Origin of the sequence: Polaromonas aquatica (genome assembly GCF_050626995.1) — a bacterium.
Lineage (GTDB): Bacteria > Pseudomonadota > Gammaproteobacteria > Burkholderiales > Burkholderiaceae_C > Polaromonas > Polaromonas aquatica_A.
Genome location: NZ_CP192467.1, coordinates 3,900,065 through 3,915,363, shown reverse-complemented (window position 1 = coordinate 3,915,363; position 15,299 = coordinate 3,900,065). Strand labels below are relative to the sequence as shown.

Here is a 15,299-nt window from a genome sequence, read left to right as displayed (position 1 = left end):
GGCAGACTGGATAAGGCACTCAGCCGGAAATACTGGCCCAGCTACGCAAACTTCAGCTCAGCAACACCAAGAGAACCATCCCGGCTGCAATGCTGCACAGTCCAAAGAAACGGATCTGGCCGTTGCCCAGGGTCAGTATCTGCTCGAACATACGGCGCCAGCCGCCCGGGGAAATGAAAGGCAACAGGCCTTCGATGACAAGCATCAGGGCCAGTGCCAGCCAGAAGGTGTTGCCGTCCACGACGGTTTTATTTTTTGGCAGGTGCGGCGCCGCTACCGGAACCGGGGCCGCGCATGGCCTTGAAGAAGTCGGACGAAGGGTCGAGCACCATCACGTCGCTCTTCTTGTTGAAGCTGGCCTTGTACGCATCCAGGCTGCGGTAGAACTGTGCAAACTGAGGGTCGCGGCCAAAGGACTCAGCATAGGTACGGGCGGCTTCGGCATCACCCTCACCCTTGACCTTTTGCGCATCACGGTAAGCATTGGCGATAGTGACTTCACGCTGGCGATCTGCGTCGGCGCGGATTTTTTCGCCTTCCGCCAAACCGGTAGAGCGCAGTTCATTGGCCACACGCTGGCGCTCTGCCACCATGCGCTTGTAAACAGAATCAGTGATCGCTTCCACATAGTCCACGCGCGTGATCCGCACGTCAACCACCTCCATACCCCAAGGCTGAGCACCCTGCACGGCTTGCTGGACTTCGCGTTTGACATCGGCCATCAGCGCCTCACGTTTCAGGGACAGCAAGTCCTTGACGGTACGTTTGTTGATTTCTTCCTGAAAGGCGTTTCGAACTACACGATTGAGCTGGTTCGCACCGGCTTTTTCATCCAGGCCCACATTACGGATGTAGTCAGTGGGTTGCGTGATGCGCCAGCGAACATACCAGTCAATCACCACACGCTGTTTTTCGGCTGTCAGCATGGGCTCGGCATCCACGCTGTCCAGCACCAACAGCCGCTTGTCGATGTAAGACACGTTCTGGAAAGGCGGTGGCAGCTTGAAATGAAGGCCTGGCTCGGTCACCACGTCCTTGATCTGCCCCAAGGCATACACCACGCCAAACTGCCGCTGATCGACCACAAACAACGTGGAGCTGAGCAGCGCCAAGATTACCAGCAACGAAGAAACTATAAATCCAACTCTATTCACGATCGTTTTCCTTAGCGTGTTTCACGATCGCGCGTGCGGGAGGCATCGCGGGAGCGGGCGTCGAGGGGCAAGCTGGAAACCGGTGCGGCAGGTATCGACGACGATGAAGCCGCTCCGGGAACCAGCGCCGCATCTGCGTTAACGGCGGCATCACCTTGCGCTGTCATTTGCATGATTTTGTCCAAGGGCAGATACAGCAAGTTAGATCCCTGGCGGGATTCCACCATCACCTTTGTGACGCTGGAATACACCTGCTGCATGGCATCGGTATACATGCGGTCGCGGGTCACCTGCGGCGCCTTCTGGTATTCGGTCAGCACGGAACGAAAACGCTGCGCGTCACCCTGAGCCTGCGCAACAATTTTGGCTTTGTAGGCCTCGGATTCTTCCTTGAGGCGTGAGGCAGAACCGACGGCACGCGGAATCACGTTGTTGGCATAAGCCTCGGCTTCGTTCTTGGCACGTTCGCGCTCCTGGCCGGCCTTGAGAACATCGTCAAACGCCGCCTGTACCTGCTCGGGAGGGCGTACACCACTTTGCTGCAGGTTGATACCCACCACCTCAACACCGACCTTGTAGCGATCAAGGATCGTTTGCATCAGGACGCGCACGCGCGGCCCGATCTGATCACGTTCCTCGGCAAGAGCCAAGTCCATTTTCATTTTTCCGACCACTTCGCGGACCGCGGTTTCAGCGGCCTGAACAACCGCGGCGGCCGGATCCTTGCTTTCAAACAGGTAAGCGCGAGCATCGTTCAGTCGGTACTGCACGGCAAACTTGATTTCGACGATGTTTTCGTCTTCAGTCAGCATGGCGGAATCACGCAGCCCTGTGGCCTTGATGATCACGTCGCGGCCTACGTCCACCGAGCGGATCTGCGTGACCACCACGATCTCATGGCGTTGCACCGGATAAGGCAGGCGCCAGTTAAAACCCGCGCCTACGGTGGAATGGTATTTGCCGAACTGGGTAATGACAGCCTGCTGCCCTTCCTGGACGATGAAAAAGCCGGTTCCCAGCCAGATCAGCACGGCAACACTGGCGATCAGGCCAACACCGATGCCGGCGCTTTTCATGTCGGGCTGGAAGCCGCCGTTATTTCCGCCGCCACCGCCATTGCCGCGGCCAAAACCGCCGCGGTTGGGATTGTTCTTGCCGCCGCCGAAAAGCCCGCCCAGCTTGCGGTTGAAATCGCGCCAAAGCTCGTCTAGGTCGGGCGGTCCCTGGTTGGGGCCCTGCCCTTGCGGACGGCCGGCAGGCCGTTGCGGCTGCTTGTCGTCGCGGGGAGCGTCGGGCTTGCTGTCGTCGGACGAGGCCTTGTCGTCATCCCGGCCCCATCGCGGATCATTGAGATTGAACATGCCTTGGGCGCGTTGCTTGAGCCGGCCCGGTAAGGTCGTCAACGTCTGCAGCACGGGGTTCAGATTCATGGGATCAAACTCACATTTTTTTCAATAACCGACATTGTGCCTAATGAAATTGCCTTATCAGGCAAGGTCCTCGACAGTTTGGGGGATTTCATCGCCGGGTGGATTGGTTGCATAGCCAGCCAGCAGCGTCCGCAAAAGCGGCAACCCTTCTCCGGTCTGCGCACTCACGAACACCCGTTCAACACTGCGGCTAGAGCCCTCAAAAGCATCCCTGAGTTCGAACATATCCTGCAAATGCAGGGGCAAGCTGTCCTTTTCAATAGCGTCCAGCTTGTTGAACACCAGTATTTGCGGCACGTCGGCCGCGCCAATTTCCGCGAGCACGCGCTGAACCTGCTCGATTTGCTCAAGGTAATCAGGGTTGGCGCCGTCCACCACATGCAACAGCAGGTCGGCGTCCGCCGCCTCCTCCAAAGTCGCGGCAAAGGCGTCTATCAGGCCGTGCGGCAGGTCGCGGATGAACCCCACGGTGTCCGAGAGCGATACCGACCGCGCGGCATCCCCCAGGTAAAGTTGTCTCGTTGTAGTGTCTAGCGTTGCGAACAGCTGGTCGGCGGCATAGGCACGCGCTTTAACAAGCGCATTAAAAAGCGTGGATTTACCCGCATTGGTATAGCCCACCAGGGAAATCGTGAAGGAATTGCGGCGCTCGCGTTGCTTGCGCTGGGTCTGCCGCTGCTTTTTGACCTTGGCCAGACGCTCCTTGGTGCGCTTGATGGCATCGCCGATCATGCGTTTGTCGAGCTCGATCTGCTTTTCGCCAGGACCACCACGCACGCCGGCGCCACCGGTCTGCCGCTCCAGGTGGGACCAGCGGCGGACCAGGCGCGTGGACATGTATTGCAGCCGCGCCAGCTCGACCTGAAGCTTGCCCTCGTGACTGCGCGCGCGCTGGGCGAAGATTTCGAGAATCAGCAGAGTCCGGTCGTTGACCGGCATATCCAGATGCCGCTCCAGATTGCGTTGTTGCGCCGGGCTGAGGGACTGGTCGAACAGGACTTCGGTGGCACCAGTATCCAGCGCGAGCAGCTTGATCTCGTCGGCCTTGCCGCTACCGATGAAGAGCGCCGCATCAGGGGCCTTGCGTCTGCAGCTGACGCGCGCAACCGGCTGCAGGCCCGCCGTTTGCGCGAGCAAACCCAGTTCCTGCAAGTCAGCATCAAAATTCGGAAACCCGAGATCGACCCCCACTAGAAGCACGAGGGGTCTCGAGTTCACCGCAGCATCGGACGAACTCAGCTGGCGGGGCTTTCTTCAGACTCGCTGGTCGCGAAATTCACCGCGCGGCCCGGAACGATGGTGGAAATCGCATGCTTGTAGACCATTTGGGTCACAGTGTTGCGAAGCAAAACCACGTATTGATCGAAGGATTCGATCTGACCCTGCAATTTGATCCCGTTGACGAGATAGATGGAAACAGGAACATGCTCGCGACGCAAGGTGTTGAGAAATGGATCCTGCAAGAGCTGGCCTTTGTTATTGCTCACGATATTTTCCGTGTTCAAAAGTTAATAGAACCTGACCTTACCACAGGGCAGGGATCCAGCCATGTAGTCCTAGGCCGATTCCTTGTCCTTAAAGGGGTTGTGGGAGCTCTTCATCTGGATTCGCAGGGGCGTGCCGACCAGGTCGAACTCCTTGCGGAACCGCCCTTCCAGGTAGCGCTTGTACGACTCGGTGACATGCTCCAGCGAATTGCCATGGATGATGATGATGGGCGGGTTCATCCCGCCCTGGTGGGCATAACGCAGTTTGGGGCGGAACACGCCCGAGCGCTGCGGCTGCTGGAACTGCACAGCCTCCAGCAACAGCCGCGTCAGCACCGGCGTGGACATTTTGCGATTGGCCGAAGCATGGGCCTGAACAATGGACTTCCAGACAGGCCCCAGTCCCTGGCGTTTGATGGCCGAGATTGGATGGATGGCAGCGAACTTGAGGAAGCCCAGCCGGGTTTCAATGGACCGCTCCAGCAGCTCACGTTGGTAGGAGTCCACCGCGTCCGACTTGTTGATGGCCAGTACGACTGATCGGCCGCTTTCCAGAATGTAACCGGCGATATGGGCATCCTGGTCAGTCACACCCTGGGTAGCGTCCAGCAACAGAAGCACCACATTGGCGTTTTCGATAGCCTGCAGGGTCTTGACGACAGAAAATTTCTCGATGGCTTCGAAAACCTTGCCTTTACGGCGCAGTCCAGCCGTGTCGATCAGTTCAAACTTCTGGCCGGCGCGCTCAAAAGGCACTGAGATGGCGTCCCGGGTCGTACCGGGCAAGTCAAACGCCACCAGGCGCTCTTCTCCCAGCCAGGTATTGATCAGCGTGGATTTCCCAACATTGGGGCGCCCGGCCACAGCCAGCCGGATCACGGAAGGATCCTGAGACTCGGCTTCTTCATCGGGATCCGGCAAATTCAGCGGAGCCAACGCCATGTCGACAAGCGTGCGCATACCTTGGCCGTGTGAGGCGGAAACCGCCAGCACCTCGCCCAGGCCCAGCTCAAAGAACTCGGACAGTTGTACACCTTCGGTCATGCCTTCGGCTTTATTGGCAATCAGTACGGTGGGTTTGCCCAGCTTGCGCAAGTATTTGGCGATGTCGTGGTCTTGCGCGCTGATGCCGGCTCTCGCATCCACCACAAACACCACAACATCGGCTTCGGCGACCGCTTGCCGGGTTTGCTTGGCCATTTCCTTGTAAATACCGGACGCCGCATCCGGCTCAAACCCACCAGTGTCAATCACGATGTACTCGTGAGAGCCCAGTTTTCCATTGCCGTAATGACGATCCCGCGTCAGACCGGCGAAATCGGCCACGATCGCATCGCGCGTCTTGGTCAGCCGGTTAAAAAGCGTCGATTTACCCACATTGGGGCGACCGACTAGCGCTATGACAGGTTTCATCAATCAGTTTCTGCAGAGCCGTAGGCTCTTATTGGGGCTGGAAGCCGTAAACGCCGCCGTTTCGGGTCACTGCAATCAGCGTGTTGCCTGCAAGTACAGGTGTTGCGGCGATCGCGGAGCCATCGGTGGCCAAGCGATTGAGCACCGACCCGTCCTCGCGGGAAAGCAGGTGGACATAACCTGAAAAATCACCGACGGCGATAGAGCGCCCCACCACCACGGGGGCCGTCAGGCTGCGGTAGCGCAGGCGGTCCGTGGACCAGGTGCGCTCACCATCGGTACGGCGCCAAGCGTTTACCGTGCCATCAGCCTCCGTGCCGAACAGCAGGCGGTCATCGCCATCAATGCCTTGAACGCCATTGGCCGGCTTGGTCCACAACAGGCTGCCGCGCACAGCGTTGACGCATCCAACGCTGGCCTGGAATGCCCGCGCACAAACAACATCGCCCTGCCGGCTCACGCGTCCAACCAGGTCGACGAGCCGTTCTACATCATTGATGCCGCGGGGTGTGGCAATCGGTGCCTCCCAGCGGACACTGCCGTTGGACGGGTTCAGACCTACCAGGCGGCCTGCCAGACCTACAACCAACGTATCGCCCACTGCCAGCATGACGCCGGACTGACGAAGCACAAGGGGTTCGTTCGGCCGCTGCTGCGTCCAGAGCTTACGGCCAGTTTGCCCGTCAAAGGCCGTAACCGAGCGGTCTGCCGCCAGCACAAAGACCCTTAAACCAGCTACAAAAGGAGCAGAAAACGCCTGGGCACCCATTTTTTGGCGCCAAAGTTCCTTGCCCTCCTGCAGCGCGACGACTTCGTTGGCTCGGGTCACAACCGCAACCACTTTACCGTCGTTTCCGACACCTGCGGCTAACGTCGTACCAAGCGCGAGACGCCAGATGTCACGACCGGTTTGGGCGTCCAGCAAGGCCACGGTGCCATCTCCGCTTGCAACGGCCACGCTGTTGCCGGAGACACCCATCTCCAGGGGGAAATTCACCTGTCCAACACGGGTGTTCCAGCTTTGGCGCACAGCTACCAAAGGGGTTATCGGCTGAAGTTCCGCTGGCTGGGGTTTAACCGGGCCACCGCCAAACAAAGAACACCCGGCGAGAGTCGCTATCAAAAAGATAGCTGCCGGCGCACGTATCGCCTGGACCCGAGACTTAAAGGACTGATAAATCATTTCTTCACCTCTGCATTGGACGGCGTCTCGGCGCCCTTGGTTTGCCCTGCAGGATCTACTCCAAGCGCATTGAGCTTGACCTCAACCAGACGCCGATACTCAGAGCGCTCGTCAATACCTTGGTAGGCTTTCTCATATTCCGCTTTTGCCTCTGCCTTTTTTCCTTGCGCCGCCAGAATGTCACCGCGCCGGTCAGCCGCCAACGCCACGAAGTCTTTCGGGAACGAGGCTGAAAGCTGCTGCAAAGCCTCGTCATAGGACTTCTTTTCGAGCAGCAGCCCGGCCAGGCGCAATCTGGCGATGGCCTGATAACCTTCATCGGTCGCCTTTTCAGCAACCCAATTCAGGGCGGCGCGGGAAGCATCCACATTGCCCTTGTCGTAATAAGCCTTGGCAGCAAGCAGGCCTGCCTGCTGGGCGAATGCTGTCCGCCCAAAACGGTCTTTCATGTCAGCCAATGACCGGTCGATTTTCGCCGCGTCCCCGGATTGCACCGCACGTTCGACTTCGTCGTACATAACCGAAGCCTGGGCGGCCTGGTTACGCTGCCAGTACTGGTATCCATTCCACGCCGCAAAAGTACCAAGCACCACGATCAGGGCCCAGGTGATCATGTCGCCGTACTGTTTCCAGAAGTGCTTGAGCTCGTCAAGCTGTTCCTGTTCTTCCAAATCGAGGTGTTTTGCCATAAAAGTCTTCTAGTTCTGCCCGATGACGGCACGGATTGAGTTGAGTTGATTGTAGAGGCCTGGGAACACGCACCCGGCGGGTGCGGCCGGGCGCTTCAGCCGCGCAAGGTGTGGGCCCAGGCCGCCACATCGGCCAGCGGCTGCAGCACCTGGGCCTGCAAGGCCTGGTCTTTTGCGCCACGCAGGTGTTTGACGGCCACGCCGCCCTGGGCAAGCTCGTCCGCGCCGAAAATCAGCGCATAGCGCGCGCCGCTGCCGTCGGCCTTCTTGAACTGGGATTTCATGCTGCCCATGCCTTCTGCCGTGCCGCCGTGCATCTGCACATTGACGCCCGCGCCGCGCAAGGCTTCACAGGCCGCCATGGCGGCGGGCAAGGCCTCGGTCGACGGCAGGATGGCGTAGGCGTCGGGCGCGTTTTCAGGCGGCAGCACGCCAACCGCTTCAAGTAGCAGCAGCATGCGTTCTACCCCCATGCCCCAACCGACCGCAGGCGTCGGCTTGCCGCCGAGCTGCTCGAACAGGCCGTCGTAGCGCCCCCCACCGCAGACCGTGCCCTGCGAGCCGAGCTTGTCTGTGATCCACTCGAACACAGTAAGGTTGTAATAGTCCATGCCGCGCACCAGGCGCGGGTTGATGCGGTAGGCCACGCCAGCAGCATCGAGCACCGCGCGCACCGCGTTCAGGTGCGCGAGCGAAGCCTCACCGAGGAAGTCCATCAGCTGCGGCGCCGCTTCGACGATGGCCTGCATGGCGGGATTCTTGGTGTCGAGGATGCGAAGCGGGTTGCTGTGCAACCGGCGCCTGGCGTCTTCGTCCAGCACGTCGGCATGCGCTTCGAAGTGGGCGATCAGCGCGGCGCGGTGAGCCATGCGCTCGCCGGGCTGGCCCAGGCTGTTGAGTTCGAGCCGTACGTGCTCCATGGGAATGCCCAGGTCGCGCAGCAGCGCGCGGCACATCAGGATCTGCTCGGCATCCACATCGGGCCCGGCAAAGCCCAGGGCTTCGACATCGATCTGGTGGAATTGGCGGTAGCGCCCCTTCTGCGGCCGCTCATGGCGGAACAGCGTCACAGCGGACCAGACCCGCATGGGTCCGTTGTACAGAGCATTGTGCTCTACCATCGCTCGCACGATGCCGGCTGTGGCCTCTGGGCGCAGCGTGAGCTTGTCGCCGTTCATCGAGTCCACGAAGGAATACATCTCTTTTTCAACAATGTCTGTGACTTCGCCAAGGCCACGCACGAACAACGCCGTCGGCTCAACGATCGGCGTACGCACGTTGGCATACGCATAGCGCGCCATCAGCGCACGCACCTTGGCCTCAAACCACTCCCAGCGGGCTGATTCTGGCGGCAGGATATCGTTCATGCCTTTGACAGCGGTGAGCTTTTCCATTTTCGCCAAAGCGGGCTTCTCCACCGCAGTGGCTATCGTTTTTTCAACCATGGGTATCACGCAACTTCAGCGACGGATTGCGTGCCAAAGCGCTTTTCAATGTAGTTTTCAACAATGACCTGGAACTCTTGCGCAATGTTGTCACCGCGCAGGGTCAGTCGCTTTTCGCCGTCAATGAAGACCGGCGCGGCAGGTGCCTCACCGGAGCCGGGCAGGCTGATGCCAATGTCCGCGTGCTTGCTCTCGCCCGGGCCGTTGACGATACAGCCCATGACGGCGACCTTGAGTCCTTCCACACCAGGATATTGTTCCCGCCAGACAGGCATCTGGGCCCGCAAAAAATCGTCAATCTGCTTGGCCAGCTCCTGGAAGGTTGTGCTGGTCGTGCGGCCGCATCCTGGGCATGCCGTCACGCTTGGCACGAAGGTCCGCAGACCCAACGCCTGCAGGATTTCCGAGGCAATGACCACCTCCTGTGTGCGAGCCTCCCCCGGCTGGGGTGTCAGGGAAACCCGAATGGTATCGCCGATGCCTTCCTGCAGCAGAATTGAAAGTGCCGTTGCGGAAGCAACTGTCCCCTTGGTTGCCATGCCCGCTTCAGTCAACCCAAGGTGGAGCGCATGATCAGTGCGCTTGGCCAATTCGCGGTAAACCGAGATCAGGTCCTGAACACCGCTGACCTTGCAGGAAAGGATGACCTGGTTGCGAGGCATTCCCATTTCTTCAGCGCGCCGCGCGGAATCAATTGCCGATGTGATCAGCGCTTCATACATCACCTGCCGGGCATCCCACGGCGTGGGGCGCGCGCTGTTCTCATCCATCAGGCTGGCCAGCAGTTCCTGATCAAGGCTGCCCCAATTTACGCCGATACGTATAGGCTTTTTCCAGCGCATGGCCACTTCGATCATCTGGCCGAATTGCCGGTCGCGTTTATCGCCTTTGCCGACATTACCCGGGTTGATACGGTACTTGGACAGGGCTTCCGCGCAAGCTGGGTAGTCGGTTAAAAGCCGATGGCCGTTGTAATGAAAATCTCCAATCAATGGCACGTCGATGCCCATGCGGTCCAGTTGCTCACGCACATACGGAACAGCCGCTGCCGCCTCCGGCGTATTAACCGTGATGCGGACCATTTCAGAGCCGGCCAGCGCCAGCTCTTTCACCTGGATTGCCGTACCAATGGCATCCACCGTGTCCGTATTTGTCATAGACTGGACACGTACCGGCGCATCGCCTCCAACAGTCAAAGTTCGCCCTCCCCAAGCGACCTGCGCCTGAAGAGATCGCCGCGCCTTGGGAAAAGCCGACTCTATGGGAAGACAACCCTTCTGCACTATTTCACCTCAAATCGGGCAACATTGTCCCTGGCCACGGCACTCAGATCAAAAGCCCGGCCCCGTACTTGCACCTGGGTCGCATCAGCCTTACCCACAACAGCGGCCAATGGCAACGTACCGGACGCACCGGCCACTTCCCCGGCTGTCAGGGTGCGACGCAGCACGACCGCACCTCTAGCATCTGTCACTTCTACCCAGGATTCACCGTTGGCACGAAAAGTCACAATGCCGGCCGGTGTTGCTTGCAAAGCGGGCGCGACCGGAACTGAAATACCGCCAGGAGCCGAAGCTGGACTAATCGGCGTCACAGCAGGAGGCGCCAGGATGGACGAGGAGTTTGACTCTGACGTAGCAGGGACAGAAGGAAGGCTCGCAACAACCGCAGCATTGACGCCGGAAGAAGGCGTATTGATTTGCCCTTCGGGTAATAGAGGCTTGGTACCATCAATGAGGCCTCCACCCGTCATCGCCACAGCTGCAGGCAACGGTTTTACGGCCTCGACACCGCTCGACTGCACGTCACCAACGGTTTGATTATCAGTAGCATCTTGCTTGACCGGCAAGAAAACCAACACCAGCGCCCCAAGCAGCAGGGCTAGGCCAGCCCATATCGCAGGCCTGGAAACTTGCGTCCACATCGCAGGCCGGGGACCTTCACCAGGCGAGCGAAACGGCGCATTGATACCGGCACTCTGATAAATCAGTTTGGGGGCACTGGTTTGAGGCAAGCGCGCCAGTACGGGAGCAGCATCAAGCTTCAGACTGCGGCACACACTGGAAGCAAGTGCCCTGACAAAGACAGCATCCGGCAGCAAGTCAAAGCGGTCCAGTTCAAGCGCTTCAAGCTTCTTAACGGGAACCTTGAGAGATACTGCAAGCGCTGCAATATGAATGCCTGCAGCCTCTCTCGCTTGGCGGAGCAGCATGCCCGCAGAGGGTTCAGATGCGATATCTCGATCAGTGTCGGGCGGATCAATCGAGGATGCTGATTGCCCAGCCGGCAATACCACGTCATTCATTGAATGCCCCTCTATCGTAAGCCGCAGCCTCTCGGGATTGTCCGAAACGTTTCTTCAGCTGATCAGCGAGCTGCCGAACTGCATCCCGATTGTTTAATTTTTGCTCAGTTTTGATACCTAACCAGAGCGTCTCGGCATTGGCCAAATCACTGTTATTTAAACGGCGGATATAAAACTGGGCGCGCGTCAAATCACCGCGTTCATACAGAAGGCTCGCAAGGTTGTATCCAATAATGGGATTACCGGCATCCAACTCATAAGCTTGAGACAAGCTTTGCTCTGCTTCTGCGCGTTGACCTGCACGGAGCTGGCAAATTCCTTGAGTCATCAAGGTTTTTGCCCTGCCGCCGTACGTGGGATTAGCAATTGCTTGGGCAAATAATCTAAATGAATCGCTGTACCGGCCCTGCTGACACAAAAGCCAGCCGTAGTTATGCGCTACATCTGCATCGCGAGGATTCAGCGCAAGGGCACGGCGAAAGCTATCTTCAGCCAATGGAATATCGTTGAGCCTCATGTACACAAGCGCTCGCAAGTTGTAGGCCTCTGCAAAACCAGGATCTGCCGTCAACGATTGTTTGATTTCATCGAGCGCAACGTTAATCTGCCCCTGTTCAAAATAGCCGGTAGCCAGTTCAAGTCGCAACCTAGCACGTCGGCGATGATCAGGTTCATCTGACTCGGTGACGATGTCGCTACGGCTACCGGAGGTGGAGGAGGAACCGGCGGTGCCCGGCTGATTGGCACACCCTGTCAATAACACTACCAACAAACAAGCCGGCAGCCAGATCATAGTAACAAGAACCCTCATGTATCCATCCCCTTGGCCACAACGACTTTAATTCCCCCGAGCATACCTTGCCGCTGGGCGGCCATGCGCTGGTCAACACCAGTGCGGTCCTGCACATCGCCCGCGAGCTGCCCGCAGGCCGCGTCGATATCGTCCCCGCGGGTTCTGCGCACGGTGGTCACGATGCCCGCATCCATCAGGATTTTCGCAAATGCAGTGACTTGCGGCATATCGGAGCGCTTCAGGCCAGAAGCCGGAAACGGGTTAAACGGAATCAGGTTGAATTTGCAGGACAGGCCGCGCGCCGCGTGGGTCTGGACCAGCGACACCAACTGGCGCGCATGTTCCGGCTGGTCGTTCACGCCGTCCAGCATGCAGTATTCGAAGGTGATGAAATCACGGGGTGCCGAGGCTTGGTAGCGGGTGCAGGCTTCCAGCAATTCTGCGATGGGGTATTTTTTGTTCAGCGGCACAAGGTTGTCGCGCAGCGCGTCTTCGGGCGCATGCAGCGAGACGGCCAGGGCCACCGGACAATCTCCGGCCAGGCGGTCAATCATGGGCACCACGCCCGAGGTGGACACGGTCACCCGGCGGCGCGACAGGCCGTAGCCGTGGTCGTCCAGCATGACCTTGAGCGCCGGAACCAGTTGCCCGTAGTTTTGCAGGGGCTCACCCATGCCCATCATGACGACGTTGGAAATCACCCGCTCCTCGCGGCCCAGGTGCTGACGCAGGAAGTGTTCGGCGAACCACAACTGCGAAATGATCTCCCCGGTAGTCAGGTTGCGGCTGAAGCCCTGGTGGCCCGTCGAGCAGAAGCGGCAGCCGACGGCGCAGCCTGCCTGCGAGGAAATGCACAGGGTTCCACGGTCGGTTTCGGGAATGAAAACGGTTTCAATAACATCGCCGGCGCCGACGTCGAACAGCCATTTGATGGTGCCATCGGCGGATTCGTGGCGGGAGACCACTTTGGGCCCCTGGATATGGGCCGAACCGGTGAGCTTTTCGCGCAGGGACTTCGCGAGGTCCGTCATCTGCGTGAAATTGGTCGCTCCCTTCTGGTGGATCCAGCGAAAGAGCTGCGTGGCGCGAAAGCGCTTTTCACCGAGCCGCTCGCAAAAGGCGGCCAAACCATCCAGATCGAAATCAAGAAGGTTGGTCGTCATCGCAGCGGACAACCGACAGAACCGCCCCAAGCAAGCGACGGCCCTGAAAAGGGGTAGCAAGGCATGGGGTCGGACATGGTTTAACGTGAGTAGACGTTCATGCCGGGGAAAAAGAAGGCGATTTCCACCTTGGCGGTTTCCGCGGCGTCGGAACCGTGCACGGCATTGGCGTCAATGCTGTCAGCGAAGTCGGCGCGAATGGTGCCGGCAGCGGCCTTCTTCGGGTCGGTGGCGCCCATCAGGTCGCGGTTCTTCAGGATGGCGCCTTCGCCTTCCAGCGCCTGGATCATCACCGGGCCGGAAATCATGAAGGAAACCAGGTCCTTGAAGAAAGGACGCTCTTTGTGCACGGCGTAGAAGGCCTCGGCCTCGCCTTGCGACAGGTGGGCCATGCGGGCGGCCACGACCTTCAGGCCGGCGGCTTCAAAACGCGCGTAGATCTGGCCGATCACGTTTTTGGCCACTGCGTCGGGTTTGATGATGGAGAGAGTGCGTTCGATTGCCATGAGAGTTCCTTAACTGGGATTTTTTGGATTTTTAAATTATTCAAAAATTGAATAAAGCCCATGATTTTAACCTGTGGGCTCTTGGGTTCAGATCAACCCTGTGATCCGGAGTGCTTCTGCGGAGGCTCAGCGATTTCCGCCACGGTTCCCACCGCCGCGATTGCCGCCCCCACGGTTTCCACCACCGCCGCCCCCGCGGCGCTGGCCGCCAGCGTTGTTACCGCCGCCCATGCCCGAGCCGCCGCCGCGGCGCTGTTGCCCCTGGCCCTGGCGTTGCCGCGTGAAAGTGTCGGCGCCGATATAACCAAACGAGGTTTTCATGGGATCGGGCTGGGCGCCGCCGGGAAGCTTGTCGCCGCGGTCGTCACGCCGTTTTTGCCCCTGCATGCCGTTACCGGGAGCCGGACCGCTGCGCGGGCCGGGACCGGCGTTTCCGCCCTGCCCCCGGCCTTTTCCGCCGCGGCGCCGGTTGCCTCGCGGCGCTGAATCGTTGCGCGGAAGCGGCGGCTGCGAGTCATCAGGCTCCTGCTCGGCGCCGTCCTGCGGCGCGGCATTGGAGGGGTTCATATCGGCCGGCGGTGCCGCAAAGCGGTCACGCCCACCGCGCGGCCGCTCGTTCCTGCGCGGGCCACGCCCCTGGCGCGCCTCGCCGCCCTCGCCGCCGGGCGCACCCGCCTGCGGGCCTCCATTGGCAGCGCGCGGGTCGGCGCGGGATTCGGAGCGCGTCAGCGCGCTGGTCAGGGCCCAGATATCGCGCTCGTCCAGTTCGACAAACGCACCGCGCTTGAGGCCGCGCGGCAGCACCATGGCGCCGTAGCGGATGCGGATCAGGCGGCTGACGGCATGGCCGACCGCCTCGAACATGCGCCGCACTTCACGGTTGCGCCCCTCGGAAATAGTGACGCGGTACCAGCAATTGGCCCCCTCGCCGCCGCCGGCTTCGATGGAGCTGAACTGGGCGACACCGTCATCCAGGGTCACGCCTTCGAGCAGGCGTTTTTTCTCTTCATTGTTGAGCGCGCCCAGCACGCGGACCGCGTACTCGCGCTCCAGGCCGAAACGCGGGTGCATCAGCTTGTTGGCGAGCTCGCCGGAGCTGGTCAGCAACAGCAAGCCTTCGGTATTCAGGTCAAGGCGCCCCACCGACTGCCATTTGCCCTGAAACAGCTTGGGCAGGCGCCGGAAAACCGTCGGGCGGTTCTGCGGGTCGTCGTGCGTGACAACTTCGCCCGTAGGCTTGTGATAGGCGATTACGCGCGGCGGCGGCGGGTCTATGCGCACCCGGATCGGCTTGCCGTTGACCTTGACCGTATCACCGAACTGAATGCGCTGCCCGATGTGGGCCGGTTCAGCATTGACCGAGATGCGCCCCTCGAGGATCAGTTGCTCCATCTCGAGACGCGAGCCCAGGCCGGCCTGGGCCAACACCTTGTGCAGCTTGGGGGTCTCCGGCTGCGGCGACAGCACGCGCTTGGGCGGCGCGAGGGCGACGTCTTCTTCGTCTGCGTCAAACCGGCCCGTCACCACGTCTTCAAACCGTATCGCCCCGACGGCGGGAGCGGCGTTGCGCGCCTTGGCAAGCCGCGGCGGCCGCCCCGCGTCGGCTTCCGCCGCCGTGATCACCTCGGGAGCATCCTGCACAAGCGGCTCTTGGGACAGCGTCTTGGGCTGGTCTTCACCAGCGGGCACGTCCACGGGTTCGGAGGCGGGGGGATCTTGTTGGGTCATTTT

The 15,299-nt window shown here is 60.1% G+C and carries 15 protein-coding genes; all 15 read right to left on the bottom strand.

The genetic code is table 11. From position 1 onward, the window contains the following. Window positions 1–52: 52 nt before the first annotated feature. Complete coding sequence (locus tag ACQ4MS_RS18705; protein ID WP_431096135.1) at window positions 53–241, bottom strand: DUF2065 domain-containing protein; 189 nt, start codon at window positions 239–241, stop codon at window positions 53–55. A gap of 7 nt (window positions 242–248) precedes the next feature. Beyond that, entirely contained in the window at window positions 249–1,154 is a 906-nt protein-coding gene (gene hflC / locus ACQ4MS_RS18700; protein ID WP_431096133.1) for a protease modulator HflC, read from the bottom strand. Between the two features lie 11 nt (window positions 1,155–1,165). Next, a complete protein-coding gene (gene hflK, locus ACQ4MS_RS18695; protein WP_431096131.1) occupies window positions 1,166–2,584 on the bottom strand; it encodes an FtsH protease activity modulator HflK in 1,419 nt (472 codons plus the stop codon). Window positions 2,585–2,641: 57 nt separating this feature from the next. Next, the gene (gene hflX / locus ACQ4MS_RS18690; RefSeq protein ID WP_431096130.1) at window positions 2,642–3,802 is read right to left on the bottom strand and encodes a GTPase HflX; all 1,161 of its coding nucleotides are present in this window, start codon (window positions 3,800–3,802) and stop codon (window positions 2,642–2,644) included. Between the two features lie 17 nt (window positions 3,803–3,819). Continuing rightward, on the bottom strand, window positions 3,820–4,071 hold the full coding sequence (gene hfq / locus ACQ4MS_RS18685) for an RNA chaperone Hfq (RefSeq protein ID WP_007871209.1): 252 nt from the start codon (window positions 4,069–4,071) through the stop codon (window positions 3,820–3,822). Window positions 4,072–4,140: 69 nt separating this feature from the next. Continuing rightward, a complete protein-coding gene (der, locus tag ACQ4MS_RS18680; protein ID WP_431096129.1) occupies window positions 4,141–5,484 on the bottom strand; it encodes a ribosome biogenesis GTPase Der in 1,344 nt (447 codons plus the stop codon). 28 nt (window positions 5,485–5,512) lie between these two features. After that, a complete protein-coding gene (gene bamB, locus ACQ4MS_RS18675) occupies window positions 5,513–6,667 on the bottom strand; it encodes an outer membrane protein assembly factor BamB (protein WP_431096127.1) in 1,155 nt (384 codons plus the stop codon). Then, complete coding sequence (locus ACQ4MS_RS18670; protein WP_431096125.1) at window positions 6,664–7,356, bottom strand: YfgM family protein; 693 nt, start codon at window positions 7,354–7,356, stop codon at window positions 6,664–6,666. Before ACQ4MS_RS18670 ends, bamB begins: the two co-directional genes overlap by 4 nt. A gap of 95 nt (window positions 7,357–7,451) precedes the next feature. Continuing rightward, on the bottom strand, window positions 7,452–8,750 hold the full coding sequence (hisS, locus tag ACQ4MS_RS18665; RefSeq protein WP_431096124.1) for a histidine--tRNA ligase: 1,299 nt from the start codon (window positions 8,748–8,750) through the stop codon (window positions 7,452–7,454). 56 nt (window positions 8,751–8,806) lie between these two features. Next, entirely contained in the window at window positions 8,807–10,084 is a 1,278-nt protein-coding gene (gene ispG / locus ACQ4MS_RS18660; protein WP_431096123.1) for a flavodoxin-dependent (E)-4-hydroxy-3-methylbut-2-enyl-diphosphate synthase, read from the bottom strand. Beyond that, complete coding sequence (locus tag ACQ4MS_RS18655; protein WP_431096121.1) at window positions 10,084–11,106, bottom strand: helix-turn-helix domain-containing protein; 1,023 nt, start codon at window positions 11,104–11,106, stop codon at window positions 10,084–10,086. The genes ispG and ACQ4MS_RS18655 overlap by 1 nt, the downstream gene beginning before the upstream one ends. Next, a complete protein-coding gene (gene pilW, locus ACQ4MS_RS18650) occupies window positions 11,099–11,917 on the bottom strand; it encodes a type IV pilus biogenesis/stability protein PilW (protein ID WP_431096120.1) in 819 nt (272 codons plus the stop codon). The genes ACQ4MS_RS18655 and pilW overlap by 8 nt, the downstream gene beginning before the upstream one ends. Beyond that, a complete protein-coding gene (gene rlmN / locus ACQ4MS_RS18645; RefSeq protein WP_431096118.1) occupies window positions 11,914–13,062 on the bottom strand; it encodes a 23S rRNA (adenine(2503)-C(2))-methyltransferase RlmN in 1,149 nt (382 codons plus the stop codon). The genes pilW and rlmN overlap by 4 nt, the downstream gene beginning before the upstream one ends. 80 nt (window positions 13,063–13,142) lie before the next feature. Further along, window positions 13,143–13,568 carry a nucleoside-diphosphate kinase gene (gene ndk / locus ACQ4MS_RS18640; RefSeq protein WP_122956648.1) on the bottom strand — a complete coding sequence of 142 codons (426 nt, stop codon included), beginning with the start codon at window positions 13,566–13,568 and terminating at the stop codon, window positions 13,143–13,145. A gap of 126 nt (window positions 13,569–13,694) precedes the next feature. Next, a complete protein-coding gene (locus ACQ4MS_RS18635) occupies window positions 13,695–15,296 on the bottom strand; it encodes a pseudouridine synthase (RefSeq protein ID WP_431096116.1) in 1,602 nt (533 codons plus the stop codon). Window positions 15,297–15,299 lie beyond the last annotated feature (3 nt).

Bases quoted from the DNA above. Each gene is read 5' to 3' on its own strand.
- hflK (WP_431096131.1), bottom strand. From the start codon at position 2,584: ATGAATCTGAACCCCGTGCTGCAGACGTTGACGACCTTACCGGGCCGG.
- der (WP_431096129.1), bottom strand. From the start codon at position 5,484: ATGAAACCTGTCATAGCGCTAGTCGGTCGCCCCAATGTGGGTAAATCG.
- bamB (WP_431096127.1), bottom strand. From the start codon at position 6,667: ATGATTTATCAGTCCTTTAAGTCTCGGGTCCAGGCGATACGTGCGCCG.
- ACQ4MS_RS18670 (WP_431096125.1), bottom strand. From the start codon at position 7,356: ATGGCAAAACACCTCGATTTGGAAGAACAGGAACAGCTTGACGAGCTC.
- hisS (WP_431096124.1), bottom strand. From the start codon at position 8,750: ATGGAAAAGCTCACCGCTGTCAAAGGCATGAACGATATCCTGCCGCCA.
- ACQ4MS_RS18655 (WP_431096121.1), bottom strand. From the start codon at position 11,106: ATGAATGACGTGGTATTGCCGGCTGGGCAATCAGCATCCTCGATTGAT.
- pilW (WP_431096120.1), bottom strand. From the start codon at position 11,917: ATGAGGGTTCTTGTTACTATGATCTGGCTGCCGGCTTGTTTGTTGGTA.
- rlmN (WP_431096118.1), bottom strand. From the start codon at position 13,062: ATGACGACCAACCTTCTTGATTTCGATCTGGATGGTTTGGCCGCCTTT.
- ndk (WP_122956648.1), bottom strand. From the start codon at position 13,568: ATGGCAATCGAACGCACTCTCTCCATCATCAAACCCGACGCAGTGGCC.
- ACQ4MS_RS18635 (WP_431096116.1), bottom strand. From the start codon at position 15,296: ATGACCCAACAAGATCCCCCCGCCTCCGAACCCGTGGACGTGCCCGCT.